The organism is Microbacterium sp. NPDC064942, assembly GCF_049545525.1.
Lineage (GTDB): Bacteria > Actinomycetota > Actinomycetes > Actinomycetales > Microbacteriaceae > Microbacterium > Microbacterium gawkjiense.
Genome location: NZ_JBMWDR010000005.1, coordinates 98286 through 116424, shown reverse-complemented (window position 1 = coordinate 116424; position 18139 = coordinate 98286). Strand labels below are relative to the sequence as shown.

General features: G+C 68.8%; 18 protein-coding genes. 9 read left to right on the top strand and 9 right to left on the bottom strand.

What is annotated here, in order from left to right:
• Window positions 1–54: 54 nt before the first annotated feature.
• Entirely contained in the window at window positions 55–495 is a 441-nt protein-coding gene (locus tag ACPEH2_RS10190) for a MarR family winged helix-turn-helix transcriptional regulator (protein WP_217531315.1), read from the bottom strand.
• A 39-nt stretch (window positions 496–534) separates the two neighbouring features.
• Here ACPEH2_RS10190 and ACPEH2_RS10185 point away from each other — a divergent pair, with 39 nt between their 5' ends.
• Window positions 535–771 carry a hypothetical protein gene (locus tag ACPEH2_RS10185; protein ID WP_217531314.1) on the top strand — a complete coding sequence of 79 codons (237 nt, stop codon included), beginning with the start codon at window positions 535–537 and terminating at the stop codon, window positions 769–771.
• 6 nt (window positions 772–777) lie between these two features.
• Here the strand turns inward: ACPEH2_RS10185 and uvrB are convergent, their stop codons facing one another.
• The 6 genes from uvrB to ACPEH2_RS10155 all read right to left on the bottom strand — a co-directional run bounded on the left by uvrB (window position 778) and on the right by ACPEH2_RS10155 (window position 8573).
• Window positions 778–2859 carry an excinuclease ABC subunit UvrB gene (gene uvrB, locus ACPEH2_RS10180; RefSeq protein ID WP_253034476.1) on the bottom strand — a complete coding sequence of 694 codons (2082 nt, stop codon included), beginning with the start codon at window positions 2857–2859 and terminating at the stop codon, window positions 778–780.
• A 59-nt stretch (window positions 2860–2918) separates the two neighbouring features.
• Complete coding sequence (gene coaE / locus ACPEH2_RS10175) at window positions 2919–3515, bottom strand: dephospho-CoA kinase (RefSeq protein WP_359919266.1); 597 nt, start codon at window positions 3513–3515, stop codon at window positions 2919–2921.
• A 23-nt stretch (window positions 3516–3538) separates the two neighbouring features.
• Window positions 3539–4726: a diguanylate cyclase gene (locus tag ACPEH2_RS10170; protein ID WP_359919264.1), complete on the bottom strand. Its 1188-nt coding sequence runs from the start codon at window positions 4724–4726 to the stop codon at window positions 3539–3541.
• Window positions 4726–6453: a sensor histidine kinase gene (locus tag ACPEH2_RS10165; RefSeq protein WP_359919262.1), complete on the bottom strand. Its 1728-nt coding sequence runs from the start codon at window positions 6451–6453 to the stop codon at window positions 4726–4728. The genes ACPEH2_RS10170 and ACPEH2_RS10165 overlap by 1 nt, the downstream gene beginning before the upstream one ends.
• Before the next feature lie 100 nt (window positions 6454–6553).
• On the bottom strand, window positions 6554–8005 hold the full coding sequence (gene rpsA / locus ACPEH2_RS10160; protein WP_064002307.1) for a 30S ribosomal protein S1: 1452 nt from the start codon (window positions 8003–8005) through the stop codon (window positions 6554–6556).
• 148 nt (window positions 8006–8153) lie between these two features.
• Window positions 8154–8573 (bottom strand): YchJ family protein, encoded by a 420-nt coding sequence (locus ACPEH2_RS10155; RefSeq protein ID WP_359919260.1) that lies wholly within the window; start codon window positions 8571–8573, stop codon window positions 8154–8156.
• 91 nt (window positions 8574–8664) lie between these two features.
• Here ACPEH2_RS10155 and ACPEH2_RS10150 point away from each other — a divergent pair, with 91 nt between their 5' ends.
• The 3 genes from ACPEH2_RS10150 to ACPEH2_RS10140 all read left to right on the top strand — a co-directional run bounded on the left by ACPEH2_RS10150 (window position 8665) and on the right by ACPEH2_RS10140 (window position 11040).
• Window positions 8665–9186, top strand: a complete 522-nt coding sequence (locus ACPEH2_RS10150) for a hypothetical protein (RefSeq protein WP_359919258.1) — start codon at window positions 8665–8667, stop codon at window positions 9184–9186.
• A 143-nt stretch (window positions 9187–9329) separates the two neighbouring features.
• Window positions 9330–10106 carry a hypothetical protein gene (locus ACPEH2_RS10145; protein ID WP_359919256.1) on the top strand — a complete coding sequence of 259 codons (777 nt, stop codon included), beginning with the start codon at window positions 9330–9332 and terminating at the stop codon, window positions 10104–10106.
• 16 nt (window positions 10107–10122) lie between these two features.
• Window positions 10123–11040, top strand: coding sequence for a 5'-3' exonuclease (locus ACPEH2_RS10140; RefSeq protein ID WP_359919254.1), 918 nt, complete (start codon window positions 10123–10125; stop codon window positions 11038–11040).
• Between the two features lies 1 nt (window position 11041).
• Here ACPEH2_RS10140 and ACPEH2_RS10135 read toward each other — a convergent pair whose 3' ends face one another.
• Window positions 11042–12034 carry a PHP domain-containing protein gene (locus tag ACPEH2_RS10135; RefSeq protein ID WP_217531306.1) on the bottom strand — a complete coding sequence of 331 codons (993 nt, stop codon included), beginning with the start codon at window positions 12032–12034 and terminating at the stop codon, window positions 11042–11044.
• Window positions 12035–12041: 7 nt separating this feature from the next.
• Window positions 12042–13094 (bottom strand): anthranilate phosphoribosyltransferase, encoded by a 1053-nt coding sequence (gene trpD / locus ACPEH2_RS10130; protein ID WP_217531305.1) that lies wholly within the window; start codon window positions 13092–13094, stop codon window positions 12042–12044.
• A 122-nt stretch (window positions 13095–13216) separates the two neighbouring features.
• Here trpD and ACPEH2_RS10125 point away from each other — a divergent pair, with 122 nt between their 5' ends.
• From ACPEH2_RS10125 to ACPEH2_RS10105, 5 genes are all read left to right on the top strand, one after another.
• On the top strand, window positions 13217–13861 hold the full coding sequence (locus ACPEH2_RS10125) for a cytochrome c oxidase subunit 3 (RefSeq protein WP_217531304.1): 645 nt from the start codon (window positions 13217–13219) through the stop codon (window positions 13859–13861).
• A 24-nt stretch (window positions 13862–13885) separates the two neighbouring features.
• Window positions 13886–14683 (top strand): cytochrome c, encoded by a 798-nt coding sequence (locus ACPEH2_RS10120; protein ID WP_253034485.1) that lies wholly within the window; start codon window positions 13886–13888, stop codon window positions 14681–14683.
• A 40-nt stretch (window positions 14684–14723) separates the two neighbouring features.
• Entirely contained in the window at window positions 14724–15800 is a 1077-nt protein-coding gene (locus tag ACPEH2_RS10115) for a ubiquinol-cytochrome c reductase iron-sulfur subunit (protein WP_359919250.1), read from the top strand.
• A 32-nt stretch (window positions 15801–15832) separates the two neighbouring features.
• Complete coding sequence (locus tag ACPEH2_RS10110; RefSeq protein WP_217531339.1) at window positions 15833–17620, top strand: cytochrome b; 1788 nt, start codon at window positions 15833–15835, stop codon at window positions 17618–17620.
• Between the two features lie 78 nt (window positions 17621–17698).
• Window positions 17699–18124 carry a rhodanese-like domain-containing protein gene (locus tag ACPEH2_RS10105; protein WP_217531301.1) on the top strand — a complete coding sequence of 142 codons (426 nt, stop codon included), beginning with the start codon at window positions 17699–17701 and terminating at the stop codon, window positions 18122–18124.
• Window positions 18125–18139: the final 15 nt, after the last annotated feature.

The following is an 18139-nucleotide window of genomic DNA, read 5'->3' as shown; positions in this document are numbered from 1 at the left end:
CGGTCAATCCTAGGTTGGGCCACCGACACGGGCTCCGTGCTTCGCTCCCGGCGATCAGTCCTCGGTGGTCGGTCGGCGTCCGGCGAAGGGTTGCAGGCCGTCCCTCAACCGCTCGACGTCGGCGACGCCGAGTCCGACGCGCGCCATGATCTGCCTCGGCACGTCCAGCGCCTGCTCGCGCAGGGCCGCTCCCTCGTCGGTCAACGCGATGTCGAGGACGCGTTCGTCCGCCGCGCGCCGGCGCCGGACAACGCGGCCCTGCGCCTCGAGACGCTTGATGGTCGGCGACAGGCTGGCGGGCTCGACCGCGAGGGCGGTCGCCAGCTCGGAGAGTGACTGCGGCGCACGCTCCCACAGGGCGAGCATCACGAGGTACTGCGGGTGCGTCAGACCGAGGGGCTCGAGGACCGGCCGGTAGATCGAGACGACGTTCCGGGCGGCCGTGACGATGGCGAAGCACAGCTGACTCTCCAGCTTGAGTGCGTCCTCGTCCATTCCGATCCCCTTCCACTAATAGTTAGTACACTAATCAATATGGACGACGAACGCGAACAACGGCCCCCGCTGCGGGAACGGATCCGTGCGGCGGGCGGGTTCTACCGCTGGTGGAACAGTCGCCTCATCCGCTACGCGGGCCCGGCCTCGGTCGGCCCCTACGAGACCGAGCCCGAACCGGTCCGGACCGAACGCGCGTGCCCCCTGTGCGGTCAGCCGATGTCGGCGCACACCTTCGACCGCTCGGGGGAACGCCCCCTCATGCACTGCCCCTGAGCACGCTCAGGCGTGCCCGGCGCGTTCCATCGCGCGCAGCTCCTTCTTCAGGTCCTGCACCTCGTCGCGCAGACGCCCCGCGAGCTCGAACTTGAGCTCGTCGGCCGCCGCCAGCATCTGGCGCGTGAGATCCTCGATCGTCGCCTCGAGCTGGTTCGCACCTTCGGCGGCGATGCCCTCGCGCCGCAGCTGCGGGGTCGGACTCTTGCCCTTGCCGGACTTCGTCTTGCCCTTGCCACGACCGTCCATCATGTCGCGCGTGTCGCTGGCCTCACGGGCGAGCGCATCGGTGATGTCCGCGATCTTCTTGCGCAGCGGCTGCGGATCGATCCCGTTCTCGAGGTTGTACGCGATCTGCTTCTCGCGCCGACGTTCGGTCTCCTCGATGGCCGCCGCCATCGAGTCCGTGATCTTGTCGGCGTACATGTGCACCTGGCCCGACACGTTGCGCGCCGCGCGACCGATTGTCTGGATGAGGGATGTCCCCGACCGCAGGAAGCCCTCTTTGTCGGCATCCAGGATCGCGACGAGCGACACCTCGGGCAGGTCGAGGCCCTCGCGCAGCAGGTTGATGCCCACGAGGACGTCGTACACGCCCTGCCGCAGCTCGGTCAGCAGCTCGACGCGACGCAGCGTGTCGACGTCGGAGTGCAGGTAGCGCACGCGCACGCCGTGCTCACCGAGGAAGTCGGTCAACTCCTCCGCCATCTTCTTGGTCAACGTCGTGACGAGGACGCGCTCATCACGCTCGACGCGCAGCCGGATCTCCTCCAGCAGATCGTCGATCTGACCCTTCGAGGGCTTCACGATGATCTCCGGGTCGATGAGACCGGTCGGACGGATGATCTGCTCGACGACGCCGTCGGCGATGCCCATCTCGTACCGTCCGGGGGTCGCCGACAGGTACACGGTCTGCCCGATCCGCTGCTTGAACTCGTCGAAGCGCAACGGCCGGTTGTCCATCGCGCTCGGCAGCCGGAACCCGTGGTCGACGAGCGTGCGCTTGCGGGAGGCATCCCCCTCGTACATCGCACCGATCTGCGGGACCGTCACGTGGGACTCGTCGATGACGAGCAGGAAATCGTCGGGGAAGAAGTCGAGCAGGGTGTGCGGCGCTTCACCGGGCATGCGCCCGTCGAGGTGCCGCGAGTAGTTCTCGATGCCGGAGCAGAAGCCGAGCTGCTGCAGCATCTCGAGGTCGAACGTCGTGCGCATGCGTAGACGCTGGGCTTCGAGCAGCTTGCCCTGCGACTCGAACTCCTTGAGCCGCTCCTCGAGCTCGTGCTCGATGGTGCCGATGGCGCGCTGGACCGTCTCGGTGCCCGCGACGTAGTGGGATGCCGGGAAGATCGGCACGCTCTCGAGCCTCTGCACCACATCGCCGGTAAGCGGATGCAGCATGTACAGCGCTTCGATCTCGTCGCCGAAGAGCTCGATCCGCACGGCGTACTCCTCGTACACCGGGATGATCTCGATCGTGTCGCCGCGGACGCGGAAGTTGCCGCGCGAGAAGTCGACGTCGTTGCGGTTGTACTGCATCGCGATGAACTTGCGGATGAGGGCGTCGCGGTCGTACCGCTCCCCCACCTGCAGGGCGACCATCGCGCGCAGGTACTCCTCGGGCGCGCCGAGGCCGTAGATGCACGACACCGTGGACACCACGACGACGTCGCGCCGGCTCAGCAGCGAGTTGGTCGTCGAGTGGCGCAGCCGCTCCACCTCGGCGTTGATCGAGGAGTCCTTCTCGATGAAGGTGTCCGTCTGCGGGACGTACGCCTCGGGCTGGTAGTAGTCGTAATAGCTGACGAAGTACTCGACCGCGTTGTTCGGCATGAGGTCGCGGAACTCGTTGGCGAGCTGCGCCGCGAGCGTCTTGTTGTGCGCGAGCACGAGCGTCGGACGCTGCACCTGCTCGATCAGCCAGGCCGTCGTCGCCGACTTGCCCGTGCCCGTCGCGCCGAGCAGGACGACGTCGGTCTCACCCGCGTTGATGCGGGCGGCGAGGTCGGCGATCGCCTGCGGCTGGTCGCCGCTGGGCTGGTACTCGCTGACGACCTCGAAGGGGCGGACGGAGCGCGTGGTCTGCATGATTCCAGCGTAGGCGCGGCCTCCGACACCGGCTCCGGCGTTCGCCGTCGGCGTGGGTGTCAGCCGGCGAGGCGCTCCCAGAGGGCGTCGACCTGCGACAGCGTCTGCGCCATCGACCCCGACGTGTCGATGACCACGTCGGCGATCGCGAGGCGGCGCTCATCGTCGACCTGCGACGCGATGCGCGCGTCTGCATCGGCGGGGCTCATCCCCCGCAGGGAGACGAGCCGCTCCCGCCGCAGCTCGACGGGCGCGTGGGCCACCACGACGAGCTCCCAGGGGTCCTCCGCGCGCGCCTCGAGCAGCAGGGGGACGTCGTAGACGACGACCGCGCTCGGATCCGCGGCCTGCGCGGCCGCGAAGCGGGCCGCGGATTCGACCCGCACGGCGGGGTGGACGATCGCGTTGAGGCGGCCCACGGCATCCTCGTCACCGAAGACGCGTGAGGCGAGAAGGGGTCGGTCGAGCTCGCCGGTGCCCGTCAGGACGTCGTCGCCGAACGCCGCGGCGATCTCCGCGAGCACCGAGGACCCCGGCTGCTGCACCTCGCGGACGATCGCGTCCGCATCGACGATCACCGCCCCGTGCTCGGCGAGTCGACGCGCGATCGTGGACTTCCCCGACGCGATGCCGCCGGTCAATGCGATGAGTGTCACCCTCCGAGGATGCCACGGCGCCGTCACGCTCGAGGGGCGCCGCCGTCCTCGATCCCGCCGAAGAGAACGGATGCCTCGAGGCTGCGCGACGCGCGCTGCGCCGCGGCACGCGCGGCGTTGAGGAGGACCTCGGGGTCGTATCCGACCGTCTCCGTCAGCGCGACCCCGACGCCGACGATCGGGAGCAGACCCGTGGGATTGCCGGCGAGGTCGTCGATGCAGCCCCGGTAGATGGCCGCGGCCTGGCGACGCGCCTCGGCGGCCGTCCCGGAGACGACGCAGACCGACATCGTCGCGTCGCCGTCCTCCCCCACGAAGGCGGATGCCGGGGCGTGTCGACGCACGGACCGCCGCCATTGGGCCGCGAGCTCGTCCGTGGCATCCGTTCCGAAGGCCGCCGCCATCTCCTCCATCCCGTCGACCCCGACGACGACGACGCTCAGCAGGTCCTGTCGCCAGCTCGCCCGCTCGGCGACGTCACGGAGGGCGTCGCGGTAGGTTCCCGACAGCATCACCCCGTCGGCGGCCACCCCGTTCTCGCTCAACCATTCGAAGCGATGCGTCGCGCTCTTGGTCGATCGCAGGATCGACGTCACGACGACGGCGACCATCGTGAGCACGACGGTCGCGATGTTCGCGGACACCGATCCGAACCAGGTCGTGAAGAAGTCGCCCTCGGGTCCGTCCCACACGAAGGCGACGAGGCGTGCAGCGTAGTAGACCGCCGCCGCCAGGAGGACGACGGCGAACAGTCGCGCGTTGCCGACGCGCCCCATGGGCCGTCGCAACGCCTCGATGCCTCCGACCGCGAAGAGGCCGACGATGGTGACCACCATCACCGTCCACCCTCCCCAGCTGCCGTCCACGGGGACCCGCACCACCGTCGCAACGAACGTCGCGACGGTCAGGACCGCCACGATGACGGCGGGCCGCGCGATGGGTCGATCGTTGAAGCGGCGGTTCCCCAGCCAGATGAAGGCCGGCGTGAGCGCGAAGGAGGCGTTGCCGATCGCGATCGCCACGGAGCCGCCGATGCCGGACGCCCACGAGATGTAGGCGAACGTCGTGGCGGTGCCGCAGAGATAACCGACCGCCCAGAGGCGCCCGGCGCCCGTGTCCCGGCGTCGCAGGGTCTCGACGACGAAGATCCCCGCGGCCGTCAGCGCGACGATCGCCGTCATGACGGTCACCGAGAAGAGGTCGAGACTCATCACTCGCCGTCCCCGGCCGCGGAGCGCAGCGCGCCGTCGCTCGCCGTCTCCGCCGTCGCGGGCAGGCGGACCATGAACGTCGTCCCGAGACCCGGGGTCGATGTCACCGTGATGTCGCCGCCGTGCGCGCGCACGATCTCGCGGCTGATGGCGAGACCGAGCCCGGTTCCCGGCACACCGCTCTCCGCCCGGAAGAACCGCTCGAAGACCCGCTCCTGGTCCTCGGCCGACAGCCCGATCCCGGTGTCGCGCACGAGGAACCAGGAGTGCCGGCCGTCGGTCGAGGAGCCCACCGTGATCGTGCCGCCGTCGCGGTTGAACTTGATCGCGTTGCTGAGCAGGTTGTCGGCGACCTGCCGGATGCGTGCCGCGTCGATGAACGCGGGGGTCGGGAGGAGGTCGCTCGTGTCGATCCGGATCGCCCGGTCGCGCGCCACCGGTCCGAGATCGGATGCCGCTGCCGCCACGACGTCGGCGAGGTCTGTCTCCTGCGGCGAGAGGGTGACCTCGACCGACATCCGCGACGCCGTCGAGGCGGCGAGGATCCCCGACACGATCCCGAGGAGGCGCTCGCTGTTGCGGTAGGCGACATCGACCTGTCGGGCGATCTCCGGAGGCAGGTCCTCGTGGTCGAGGACGAGCTCGAGGTACCCGATGATCGAGGTCAGCGGCGTCCGCAGTTCGTGGGAGACCGACGCGACCAGACTGTCGCGCGCCTTGAGGGCGGTGCGCTCCTCACTCACGTCGCGCGCGACGAGCACGATGCCGGCGGGGCGACCGTCGGCATCCTTCATCCGCCGCGCGGTCAGGCTGATCGCGGCCCGTCGGGACTCGGAGACGGCGTACCAGACCACGAGGTCGCTGAACGTCTCGCCTCGGAGGATGCGGGCGAGCGGCCGCTCGTGCGGTGCGAGCGGGGTCTCGCCGTCCGCGGCGTAGATGGTCTGCGTGGCGTCGATGCGACCGAAACTCGGGATGCGCTGCTGGAACTTGCCGAGAGCGTCGTTGACGAACGTGATCTCGCCGTCGGTACCGATGCGGAGGACGCCGAAGTCGACGGTGTCCAGGACCTCGGTGAGCAGCTGCTCCTGCCTGCTGGCGTGGCGCAGCGCCGCCGCCAGACGGACGTTCTGCTTGTCGAGGAGGGCGCGTTGCGCCTGGAAACGGCGGGTGCCGTTGTAGGTGGAGACACCGATCGCGATGACCACGGCCGGGAGGACGATGATGCCCCAGGTGAACTCGAACGACGGCGCGAGGGCGAGCGCGATCCAGTAGGCGCTGATCGATCCGACGCAGCCCACGATCAGCCAGATCCGCCCGAGGCTCGACAGCCACATCGTGGGGAACGCCCACAGCAGAGCGATCCCCGGGACGTCGGAGGTGCGCATCAGTCCGATCGCGACGATGTCCACCACGGGGACGATCGCGACCCACGACGGGTTTATGCGGGACCACGGCACCGCGAGGCTCGCGAGGGCAGCGACGACGACGAGCACGACGCCGGCCGCGAACGAGGAGGCCTGCGCCAGCCAGCCGCCGGGGAAACCCGACAGGAAGATGCCCGCGACGATCGCGGTGAGGAGGATCTGGTTGTTCGCGACGACGCGGTCGCGCAGCTCCGTCAGCGGCACGCGCGGGCGCGACGCCCGGTGGGGGCGCTCGCCGGGGGCGGGCGAAGGCGCGGGCGCGCGGTCGGCGGAAGCCGCCTCCTGATCCGCATGTGCCACAGGAGAACGTTACCGGCCCGGATGCCCCGGCGTCAGACGCCCGGAAACGGCCGAGGGGCCAGAGCACATGGCTCCGACCCCTCGGTCGTGGTGGTGTCGATCAGCGACCGGACAGCTTCTCGCGGAGAGCAGCCAGCGCCTCGTCGTCGGCGAGGGTGCCGGCACCGCTCGAGACCTCGGACGAGAAGGACGACGAACCCGAGTCGGCGGGAGCGGCGGCCTCGGCCTCGAGGGCCTTGGCGACGGCGGCCTTGTGAGCCTCCCAGCGACCCTGAGCAGCGGCGTACTCGGCCTCCCAGGCGAGGCGGGCCTCGTCGAAGCCTTCCTTCCACTGGTTGGTCTCGGGGTCGAAGCCCTCGGGGTACTTGTACTCGCCGTTCTCGTCGTACTCGGTGACCATGCCGTAGAGGGCCGGGTCGAACTCGGTGCCGTTGGGGTCGACCGACTCGTTGGCCTGCTTCAGCGACAGCGAGATACGGCGACGCTCGAGGTCGATGTCGATGATCTTGACGAAGACCTCTTCACCGACGGAGACGACCTGCTCGGCGAGCTCGACGTGCTTGCCCGACAGCTCGGAGATGTGCACGAGGCCCTCGATGCCGTCGGCGACGCGGACGAACGCACCGAACGGAACGAGCTTGGTGACCTTGCCCGGCGCGACCTGACCGATCGCGTGGGTGCGGGCGAAGACCTGCCACGGGTCCTCCTGCGTCGCCTTCAGCGACAGGGAGACGCGCTCGCGGTCGAGGTCGACCTCGAGGATCTCGACGGTGACCTCCTGGCCGACCTCGACGACCTCGGATGCGTGCTCGATGTGCTTCCACGAGAGCTCCGAGACGTGGACGAGACCGTCGACGCCACCGAGGTCGACGAACGCACCGAAGTTGACGATCGACGAGACGGTGCCCTTGCGGACCTGACCCTTGTGGAGGTTGTTGAGGAAGTTCGAACGCGACTCGGACTGCGTCTGCTCGAGCAGGGCGCGGCGCGAGAGGACGACGTTGTTGCGGTTCTTGTCGAGCTCGAGGATCTTGGCCTCGATCTCCTGGCCGAGGTACGGCGTCAGGTCGCGAACGCGACGCAGCTCGATGAGCGACGCCGGGAGGAAGCCGCGGAGGCCGATGTCGACGATGAGACCACCCTTGACGACCTCGATGACGGAGCCGGTGACGACACCGTCGTTCTCCTTGATCTTCTCGACGTCTCCCCAGGCACGCTCGTACTGCGCGCGCTTCTTGGAGAGGATCAGGCGGCCTTCCTTGTCCTCCTTCTGGAGGACGAGGGCCTCGACCTGGTCGCCGACGTTGACGACCTCGTTGGGGTCGACGTCGTGCTTGATCGAGAGCTCACGCGAGGGGATGACGCCCTCGGTCTTGTAGCCGACGTCGAGGAGGACCTCGTCGCGGTCGATCTTCACGACGGTGCCTTCGATGAGGTCTCCGTCGTTGAAGAACTTCAGGGTCTTCTCGACCGCGGCCAGGAAGTCCTCAGCAGATCCGATGTCGTTGATGGCGACCTGCTTGGTGGCCGGGGCGGTCGTTGCGTTAGTCATGTAGGGGGTTGTCCTTGGATGGTGTTGTGTTCGGGCCACGGAGCCAGTCCGCACGAGGACGTGCGGCAGCCGATCGCGGCAGGGTGGTTGGTTCGTGCGATGTCACGCGGGCGCGGCACAAGGGCCACGCGTGTGACGCTCCAGGGTATCAGAGAGCGTCCGCGTAGTACCAGCGCCCCGCGCGCCGCACGAACCGGCTGTCCTCCTCGAGGACGCCCTGATCCCCGGTGTCGCCGTCGGACCATCGCGCTCGGAAGCTCACCCGCCCGGATCGGCCGTCGGCGGCCGTCTCGGAACGCAGGACCTCCAGCCCGAGCCAGGTGGTCGCGGCATCCACCGACACCTCGTCCGGACGTGTCGCGGGGAACCAGGTGTCGGCCAGATGCCGGGCGTCTCCCAAGGCGAACGCGGTGTAGCGCGACCGCATGAGATCCTCGGGCGTCTCGGCGGGAACGCCGGCGAGGACGGGCCCGCAGCAAGATCCAAACGCGCGTCGGCCGCAGGGGCAGAGCGAGTCCGGCGCGGGTCGACGCCCTCGATGAGCGGATGCCGCGGCTCCGAACGACATGATCCCCTCCCCACCCGGTGGATGACGCCAGCGAGCCTACGCGCTGTGGAGAACCGACCGAGTGAGCGCGCACGGTCACTACCGTGGTCGCATGACCGCTCGACGTTCTGCAGCGCTGCTCGCGGCGACCGCGCTCGCCGCCGCTCTCACCGCGTGCGCTCCGGCCTCCGCCCCGACGCCCTCCCCCACGCCGACCGGGTTCGCGTCGGAAGAAGAGGCGTTCGCCGCCGCCGAAGCGACCTACCGCGCGTACGTCGACGCCCTGAACCAGGTCGACCTCAGCGACCCCGCGACGTTCGAGCCGGTGTATGCGCTGCTGGACGGCGAGGCCCTCGCGAGCGAGAAGAAGACCCTAACGAAAATGCATGCGGACGGGTGGAGCGTGTCCGGAGAAACCGAGGTGCCGTCGATTTTCAAAGGGAACACGGCCGGAGAGATCCTGGTCTGTCAGGACGTTTCGAAAGTCGCGGTGATCAACGCTGCCGGAGAATCTCAAGTCTCGCCCGATAGGCCTGACGTCTTCGCACTCGACGTCACGGTTGTACACGATACGAGGTCATCGACAGGCGCCCGCGTCGTCGCGAGCAAGGCCATTGAGGACGACAGGTGCTGAGTAGGCCGCGCAAAGCGCTACTACTCGTCGGACTCCTCACTCTTGCCGGGATCGGGGGCGCAACTTCTGCTTCAGCCGCGGAGGGAGAATGCTTCGGCTCCAATACGTGGACCGATTGTGAAGTCTCATCGGACTCCTCCTCGGTGTCCATCGGAGCCACCCGCACGGAAACCACCACACCCCGCGCACCCTCACGCAACAACAACGGCAACAACAACGGCGGTGGCAGCGCCCCGATCCTCGCCCCGCCCCCGCCGCGCGACCCGAACGCGTACTACCCCGGCGGCCGCACACGCGATCAGTGGCTGGCGGACTGCGCCTTCGATCTCGCCTGCTCGGCTCCGATCACGGCCCCCGGCGGTGCGCCGCTGCCCGGCGCCGAGCAGGCCGATCAGGAGCCCGCCGAGCCGGCGCCGGCCCCCGCCGCACCCGACCCGACGACCGCCACGATCGACGACGTGGCGCAGTTCGCGCCGGCACCCCCGCGGGTCGTCGGCGAGCCCGACGGGTTCGGAGTGGTCGGCATGCCCACGAACTTCGTCGTCGGCGCCACGGAGCACACGGTCGACGGCGAGATCTTCGACGTCCCCGTGACCGTCCGGTTCACACCGGTGTCCTTCCTCTTCGACTACGGCGACGGCGCCACCCGCGAGACGACGACCCCCGGAACGTCCTGGCAGGACCTCGACGTCCCGCAGTTCACCGCCACCGACACGAGCCACAGCTACTCTGAGCCCGGTGAATACGAGGCCCGCGCGACGATCCGCTACGTCGCCGAAGCCGACGCCGGCGGAGGCTGGTTCGCCGTCCCCGGGATCCTCGAGATCGGCACCGCCGCGACCGTCATCCGCGTCGTGGACGTCGACACGGCCCTCGTCGAGCAGACCTGCGACGAAGACCCCGGCGGTCCCGGTTGCTGAATGCGAGGATGAGCGCGTGACCGGACGCCTCATGCTGCTCGACTCCGCCAGCCTCTACTTCCGCGCCTTCTACGGCGTGCCCGACACGGTGAAGGCGCCCGATGGTCGCCCCGTCAACGCCGCGCGCGGATTCCTCGACATGATCGCCAAGCTCGTCGGCACCTACGAGCCGACGCACCTCGTCGCCTGCTGGGACGACGACTGGCGTCCGCAGTGGCGCGTCGACCTGATCCCGTCGTACAAGGCCCACCGCGTCGCGCAGGAGGTGGAGTCCGCGCCGGACGTCGAGGAGGTCCCCGATCCCCTCGAGATCCAGGTGCCGGTGATCCGTGAGGCACTCGGCACCCTCGGCATCCCGATCATCGGCGCACCCGACCACGAGGCCGACGACGTCATCGGCACGCTCGCCTCGACCAGCGATATCCCCGTCGACGTCATCACGGGCGACCGCGACCTGTTCCAACTCGTCGACGACGCCCGCGGCGTCCGCGTCGTCTACACCGGGCGCGGAATGAGCAAGCTCGAAGAACTGACGGATGCCGTCATCGTCAGCAAGTACGGCATCCTCCCGACGCAGTACGCGGACTTCGCCGCGATGCGCGGCGATGCGTCCGACGGCCTCCCCGGGGTCGCGGGTGTCGGCGAGAAGACGGCCGCGACGCTCCTCGCCGCCCACGGCGACCTCGCCGGCATCAGGCGGGCAGCCGAAGCCGGCGAGGGGATGAGCGCCGGCGTGCGGAACAAGATCCTCGCCGCGGCCGACTACCTCGACGTCGCGCCCCGCGTCGTCGAGGTCGTCCGCACCCTCGACCTCCCCGCGGTCGACACCCGCATCACCGCTCCCGACGAGGCGGCCGTCGCACGCCTCGCGGAGGCGTGGTCGCTCGGATCCTCCGCCACGCGCGCCGCGTCGGCGCTGTCCGCGCGGGCCTGACTCAGCGCGACGCCTTCCACTCCCGCAGCCGCGCCAGCGGCCATGTGGTGATGATGCGTTCCGGGGGCACACCCGCGCGTTCCGCACGGACCGCGCCGTGATCGAGCAGCGACAGCTGACCGGGCGCGTGCGCATCCGAGTCGATCGAGAACAGGCATCCCACCTCGATCGCGAGGGCGAGCAGATCGTCCGGCGGGTCCTCGCGCTCGGGCCGGGAGTTGATCTCCACGGCGGTGCCGTGCGCGGCGCAGGCCTCGAAGACCGCCCGCGCGTCGAACACGGACGGCGGACGCGTGCCGCGTGATCCCGAGACGAGCCGCCCCGTCACGTGACCCAGCACGTCGACACGCGGATCGGATGCCGCGGCCACCAGCCGCCGCGTCATCGGACCGCGCTCCATCCGTAGCGCCGAATGCGCCGATGCGACGACGATGTCGAGGGATCGGAGCAGCCCGTCCTCCTGGTCGAGCGAGCCGTCGTCGAGGATGTCGACCTCGATGCCGCTGAGGAGAGTGAAATCTGCGTCGCAGAACCCCGGGAGGAGCGCCAGTTGCTCGCGCAGCCGCTCCGCGGACAGGCCCCGCGCGACGCGCAGCCGCGGCGAGTGGTCCGTGAGCGCGAGGTATTCGTGACCGAGCGCCCTGGCCGCCTCCACCATGAGGTCGATGGACGTCAGCCCGTCCGACCATTCGGAGTGCGCATGCAGGTCGCCGCGCAGCTGCGACCGCAGAGCGGATGCCTGTGGCGGCGCCACGCGCTCCCGGAGATCCGCCAGATACGTGGGGACGCGGCCCGAGACCGCCTCGCTGATCACGGCGAAGGTGGAGTCGCCGATGCCCTTCCGAGCACGGATCCCACGGAGGTCGGTCCGCTCGTCCGCGCTCAACTCCGCCAGGGTCTTCGCGGCGGCGCGGAACGCCTTCGACTTGTACCGCGAGGCGCGATCACGCTCCAGGAGCTCCGCGATCTCCGTCAGCGCCTCGACCGGGTCCATGTCGGCCTCAGCGCCCGGATGCCGCGACCCACGCGTCGAGCTTGGCTGCGGCCGCACCCGAGTCGACCGCCGCCGCCGCCTCGGCGTGGGCCTCGGCGAGGCGCTCGACAAAGGGTCGCTGGAGCTCGCCCGCATCCCGGAACAGTCGGTACGAAACGATCCCGGCGGCGGCGTTGAGCAGCACGATGTCGCGCACCGGACCGGACTCGCCCTGCAGCACGCGACGGACCACCTCGGCGTTGTGCGGGGCGTCGCCCCCGAGGAGGTCGGAGATCTCCGCCCGCGGGATCCCGAGATCACGCGGATCGAGGTCATGCTCGCGGACGTCGCCCCGGCTGATCTCCCACACCCGGCTGTGCCCGGTGGTGGTGAGTTCGTCCATGCCGTCGTCGCCGCGGAAGACGAGCGCCGTCGCACCGCGCGTTCGGAAGACCCCGGTGATGAGCGGCACACGGTCCAGGTGCGCAACCCCCACGGCGTTGGCCTCGGCACGCGCCGGATTGCAAAGCGGTCCGAGGAAGTTGAAGACGGTCGGGATGCCGAGCTCGGCGCGCGTGGGACCGGCATGGCGGAACCCGGGGTGGAACGCGGACGCGAACGCGAACGTGATCCCCACCTCGTCGAGCACCGCGGCGACCCGTTCGGGCGGATTCATCAGGTCGACACCGAGGGCCGCCAGCACGTCCGACGATCCCGACTTCGAGCTCGCGGCGCGGTTGCCGTGCTTGACGACGGGGATGCCGGTGGCCGCCACGACCACCGATGCGGTCGTCGAGACGTTCACGGTCCCGTAACGATCGCCGCCGGTGCCGACGATGTCGAGCACCTCGGCCGGCACCGGGAGGGGGACGGCCGCCTCGAGGATGGCGTCGCGGAAGCCGACGACCTCGTCGACGGTCTCACCCTTGGCGCGCAGCGCGACGAGGAACGCCGCGAGCTGCGACGGGGTCGCCGCGCCCTGCATCACCTGGCGCATCGCCCAGGTCGACTCGGACACGCTGAGGTCCTGACCGGAGAGCACCGAGGTGAGGATTTCGGGCCAGGAGTACATGTCCGCCATGCCTCCCGATCCTACTCAGCACTCTGTCAGCCGACTCGCGGCCCGTGCATCACGCGATCCGATGCCGGAGAAAGGGACGAGTACCTTCAGGAATGCGAAACCCTCCCCCAACATCGGCCATAATGGGGAGCGTGACGACCACTCCCGCGAAATACAACCAGGCACTGCGTTCGGTGAAACGACCGGACCCGGTGGCCGTCGGCACGATCGTGTGGCTCGGCAGCGAGGTCATGTTCTTCGCCGGCCTCTTCGCCATCTACTTCACGATCCGCAACACCTCGCCGGAGCTGTGGGCTGCCCGCACCGACCTGCTGAACATCCCGTTCGCCGCGGTGAACACCCTCATCCTGGTGCTGTCGTCGTTCACGGCGCAGGCCGGTGTCTTCGCGGCCGAGCGCTTCCAGCCCTACCGTCGCGGATCCCTCTGGAACTTCCGCCAGTGGGGCATGGTCGAGTGGTTCTACGTGACCTTCATCATGGGTGCGGTCTTCGTCTCGGGTCAGGTGTGGGAGTACGCCACCCTGATCGCCGAGGGCATGCCCATCAGCGCCGACTCCTACGCGTCGGCCTTCTACCTGACGACCGGCTTCCACGCCCTGCACGTGACGGGTGGCCTCATCGCCTTCCTGCTCATCATCGGGCGCGCCTTCGCCGTCAAGAACTTCGGCCGCAAGGAGATGACCTCCGCGATCGTCGTGTCGTACTACTGGCACTTCGTCGACGTCGTGTGGATCATCCTCTTCGCCGTCATCTACTTCATCCGGTAACACAGAGCGGAGCTGAGTTCCTCAATGGCATCCAAGACCCCGCGTCGGCAGACGGGCCGTCGCAGCAAGTGGGCGGCCGCCGCTCTGATCGGCGTCGGCCTGCTGCTCACGGGTGGCATCTACGCCGGTGCGTCCGCCGCCATGGCGTCGACGACGTCGACCGAGACGTCCACGCTCACCGTCGAGGACGGCAAGAAGCTGTTCCAGGCGAACTGCGCGACCTGCCACGGCCTCAACCTCCAAGGCACGCCCGACGGCCCCTCGCTCTACGGCGTCGGGGAGCTGTCCGTCGAGTTCCAGGTCGCGACCGGCCGTATGCCCCTGCAGAACCAGGGTCCGCAGGCACCGAAGAAGTCGCCGCAGTTCACCGAGGACCAGATCAAGGCGATGGCCGCCTGGGTGCAGTCCGTCGCCCCCGGACCCACCTACCCCGACGAGCGCACCCTCGACGGCGAGGGCAACCTGACCCAGGGCGCCGAGCTCTTCCGCATCAACTGCGCGATGTGCCACAACGTCGCCGCCGCCGGTGGTGCTCTGACCGAGGGCAAGTACGCTCCCGCGCTCACCGAGACCAGCCCGCTGCACATCTACGCGGCGATGGTCACGGGCCCGCAGAACATGCCCGTCTTCAACGACATGACCATCACGCCCGACGAGAAGCGCGACATCATCTCGTCCCTGATGTACCTGCAGAAGAGCGAACCCGTCGGTGGGTTCACGCTCGGTTCGCTCGGACCGGTCTCCGAAGGCCTGTTCATCTGGATCTTCGGCATCGGCACGCTGATCGGCATCTCGGTGTGGATCACCGCGAAGTCCAACTGACCCACCACTGACGCACAGAATTTCACGGACGAGGAGCAGAATGTCACACGAGGAAGAGCCGCAGGCGCTCGAGAAGGCTCCTCAGCCTTCGTCGGGTCTCGTCGTCGCGGTCGCCGACCCCGTGCAGAACCCGGGTCTGCCGCCGCACCGCGAGCGGATGACCGATAAGGACCAGGCGGCGATGGCCCGCGCGGTCCGCACCGTCTACACACTGTTCTACATCTCGCTCGCCGCCAGCCTCTGGGCGGTGGCCGCGTACATGCTGTTCCCGATCGAGAGCGGCGCCTTCGGCGACATCCGCGCGAACAACCTGTTCATCGGACTCGGGATCGGGTTCGCCCTCCTCACCATCGGCATCGCTGCGATCCACTGGTCGAAGGCGATCATGCCCGACAAGGAGCACATCGAGCAGCGCCACCCGACCCGCGGCAAAGAGTCCACCCGCGAAGCGGCCGTCGACGTCTTCCGCGAGGCCAACGAGGAATCCGGCTTCGGCCGTCGCACCGCCATCCGCGGTGGTCTCATCGCCGCCCTGGTCGCCTCGATCGTCCCGGGTGTGACGCTGTTCCGCGGCCTCGCTCCCCACGCATCCGAGGAGAACCCGCTCGCCGGTGACCCCGTCGCGCTGCTGAAGCACACGATGTGGAAGGAGGGTGAGCGCCTGGCGCACGACCCGTCCGGCCTCCCCATCCGCGCCGCCGACGTCGCGCTCGGCTCCGCCGTGCACGTCATCCCGGAGTCCCTCAAGGACGTCGACCACCTGGATGGATACCTCGAGGAGAAGGCCAAGGCCATCGTCCTCCTCATGCGGCTGCTCCCCGAGCAGCTGCCCGCCGAGTACAACCGCCTCGACTGGTCCTACGACGGGATCGTGGCGTACTCGAAGGTCTGCACGCACGTCGGATGCCCCGTCGCGCTGTACGAGCAGCAGACCCACCATCTGCTCTGCCCCTGCCACCAGTCGCAGTTCGACGTGTCGCGCGGCGCCGAGGTCATCTTCGGACCCGCCGCCCGCCCGCTCCCCCAGCTGCCCATCACGGTCGACGCAGACGGATATCTCATCGCCAAGAGCGACTTCGAAGAGCCCGTCGGGCCGAGTTTCTGGGAGCGTCGTTGAGCACCGTGACTGAATCCTCGTCTACCACAGCGGTGGCCAAGCCGGCGGAGAAGCCGCTCGGCGGCCGCTTCATCGGCGCCACGGCCAACTACCTCGACGAGCGAACGAGCATCTCCGGTCTCGTCAAGGAGATCGGGCGCAAGATCTTCCCCGACCACTGGTCGTTCATGCTCGGTGAGATCGCCCTCTGGAGCTTCGTCGTCGTCTTCCTGTCGGGCTCGTTCCTGACGTTCTTCTTCGAGGCGTCGATGGCGCCCACGCACTACAACGGCGCATACGTACCGCTGCGTGGCATCGAGATGTCGGCTGCCCTCGAGTCGACGCTGAACATTTCGTTCGACCTCCGTGGCGGTCTCCTCGTGCGGCAGCTTCACCACTGGGCGGCGCTGCTGTTCATCGCCGCGATCGGCGTGCACATGCTGCGCGTGTTCTTCACCGGCGCGTTCCGCAAGCCGCGTGAGCTCAACTGGGTGATCGGGTTCGTCCTGTTCATCCTCGCCATGGCACTCGGCTTCACCGGTTACTCGCTCCCCGACGACCTGCTCTCGGGCAACGGCCTCCGCATCATCGACGGCATGATCAAGGGTCTGCCGCTGATCGGCACCTGGACCTCGTATCTGCTCTTCGGCGGCGAGTTCCCGGGCATGGCGATCGTCGGTCGTCTGTACACGCTGCACATCCTGCTGCTGCCGCTGATCCTCATCGCGCTCATCGCCGCGCACCTCATGCTGATGATCATCAACAAGCACACGCAGTTCGCCGGCCCCGGCCGCACGAACGACAACGTCGTGGGCTACCCGATGGTCCCGATCTACATGTCGAAGATGGGCGGCTTCCTGTTCATCACGTTCGGTGTGCTCGTCCTCATCGCCTCGATGTTCACGATCAACCCGATCTGGAACTACGGCCCGTACGACCCGTCCCCCGTCTCGGCCGGCACCCAGCCCGACTGGTACATCGGCTTCGCGGACGGCGCGCTCCGTCTCGCGCCCTCGAACCTGGACCTCGTCCTGTTCGACCGCACCTTCTCGTTCGGCATCCTGCTGCCGGTCGCGGTGCTGGGCCTGTTCATCGTGCTCGTCGCGGTGTACCCCTTCATCGAGGCGTGGGTCACGGGTGACAAGCGCGAGCACCACATCGCGCAGCGTCCCCGCCACGCGCCGACCCGCACGGCCATCGGCGTCGCCGGCGTCATCTTCTACGCCGTTCTGTGGGCCGCCGCCTCCTCGGACATCATCGCCACGCACTTCTCGCTGACGATGGAGGGGGTCATCCACTCCCTCCAGGCGCTGCTGTTCATCGGCCCGATCGTCGGCTACTTCGTGACGAAGCGGATCGCGATCGCGCTCCAGAAGAAGGACCGCGAGATCGCCCTGCACGGGTACGAGTCGGGTCGCATCGTCCGCCTTCCCGGCGGCGAGTACATCGAGGTCCACCAGCCCGTCGACGCGTACGAGCGCGTGAAGCTGATCGACTTCGAGGTGCACGAGCCCCTGGTCGTCCGTCCGAACGACAACGGCCGGATCCCGTGGCACCAGAACGTCCGCGCCTCGCTGTCGCGCTGGTTCTTCGAGGACCGTCTGTCGCCGGTCACGCAGACCGAGCTGGATGCCGCGATCGCCCACCAGCACCACGCACTCGAGCACATCGAGCACGAGGAGCAGGAGGAGATCCGCGGTGCCCACGAGCGCGCCGGTGTCCCCGACGCGCCGCTGCACCCGATCGACGACGGTCACAACCCGGAGACCGCGAACCGCCCGTCGAACATCATCGTGGTCGACGACGCTCCGCGGAAGAAGGACGACGGCGCGAAGAGCTGATCCTCTCTGGCAGGATTGCGGCGGGGTCTGACCGAAAGGTCAGGCCCCGCCGCTTCTCTGTTCCCGTAGCGTCGAGACATGACCACCTCCCCCGTCGACGCACTCACCTACTTCCGGACGAAGCTCCACCACGAAACGGACCCCAGCGACGTCTACGCGGCGCAGAAGGCCGGCGAGCACTTCGTCCTCGTCGATGTGCGCAACCAGGAGGCCTGGGACCAGGGACACGCACGAGGCGCGCTGCACATGCCCCACCGCGAGATCGCGGCCCGCGCGCCGCAAGAGATTCCCGCGGACACCCCCGTCGTCGTGTACTGCTGGAGTCCCGGCTGCAACGGCGGCGCCCGTGGCGCCGTGGAGTTCGCGCAGCTCGGCTACAGCGTCCGCGAGATGATCGGCGGCTACGAGTACTGGGCACGGGAAGGGATGCCGGTGGACGCCGCATCCGGCTCACTCCCCCGCATCTTCGATCCGCTCGTCATGCCGGTCCGATCCGACTCCTGAGCGCCCCTGTGGGAG

Coding starts and splice junctions, on each gene's coding strand:
- ACPEH2_RS10190 (WP_217531315.1), bottom strand. CDS start 495: ATGGACGAGGACGCACTCAAGCTGGAGAGTCAGCTGTGCTTCGCCATC.
- ACPEH2_RS10185 (WP_217531314.1), top strand. CDS start 535: ATGGACGACGAACGCGAACAACGGCCCCCGCTGCGGGAACGGATCCGT.
- uvrB (WP_253034476.1), bottom strand. CDS start 2,859: ATGCAGACCACGCGCTCCGTCCGCCCCTTCGAGGTCGTCAGCGAGTAC.
- ACPEH2_RS10170 (WP_359919264.1), bottom strand. CDS start 4,726: ATGAGTCTCGACCTCTTCTCGGTGACCGTCATGACGGCGATCGTCGCG.
- rpsA (WP_064002307.1), bottom strand. CDS start 8,005: ATGACTAACGCAACGACCGCCCCGGCCACCAAGCAGGTCGCCATCAAC.
- ACPEH2_RS10155 (WP_359919260.1), bottom strand. CDS start 8,573: ATGTCGTTCGGAGCCGCGGCATCCGCTCATCGAGGGCGTCGACCCGCG.
- ACPEH2_RS10150 (WP_359919258.1), top strand. CDS start 8,665: ATGACCGCTCGACGTTCTGCAGCGCTGCTCGCGGCGACCGCGCTCGCC.
- ACPEH2_RS10135 (WP_217531306.1), bottom strand. CDS start 12,034: ATGGACCCGGTCGAGGCGCTGACGGAGATCGCGGAGCTCCTGGAGCGT.
- trpD (WP_217531305.1), bottom strand. CDS start 13,094: ATGGCGGACATGTACTCCTGGCCCGAAATCCTCACCTCGGTGCTCTCC.
- ACPEH2_RS10125 (WP_217531304.1), top strand. CDS start 13,217: ATGGGGAGCGTGACGACCACTCCCGCGAAATACAACCAGGCACTGCGT.
- ACPEH2_RS10120 (WP_253034485.1), top strand. CDS start 13,886: ATGGCATCCAAGACCCCGCGTCGGCAGACGGGCCGTCGCAGCAAGTGG.
- ACPEH2_RS10115 (WP_359919250.1), top strand. CDS start 14,724: ATGTCACACGAGGAAGAGCCGCAGGCGCTCGAGAAGGCTCCTCAGCCT.
- ACPEH2_RS10105 (WP_217531301.1), top strand. CDS start 17,699: ATGACCACCTCCCCCGTCGACGCACTCACCTACTTCCGGACGAAGCTC.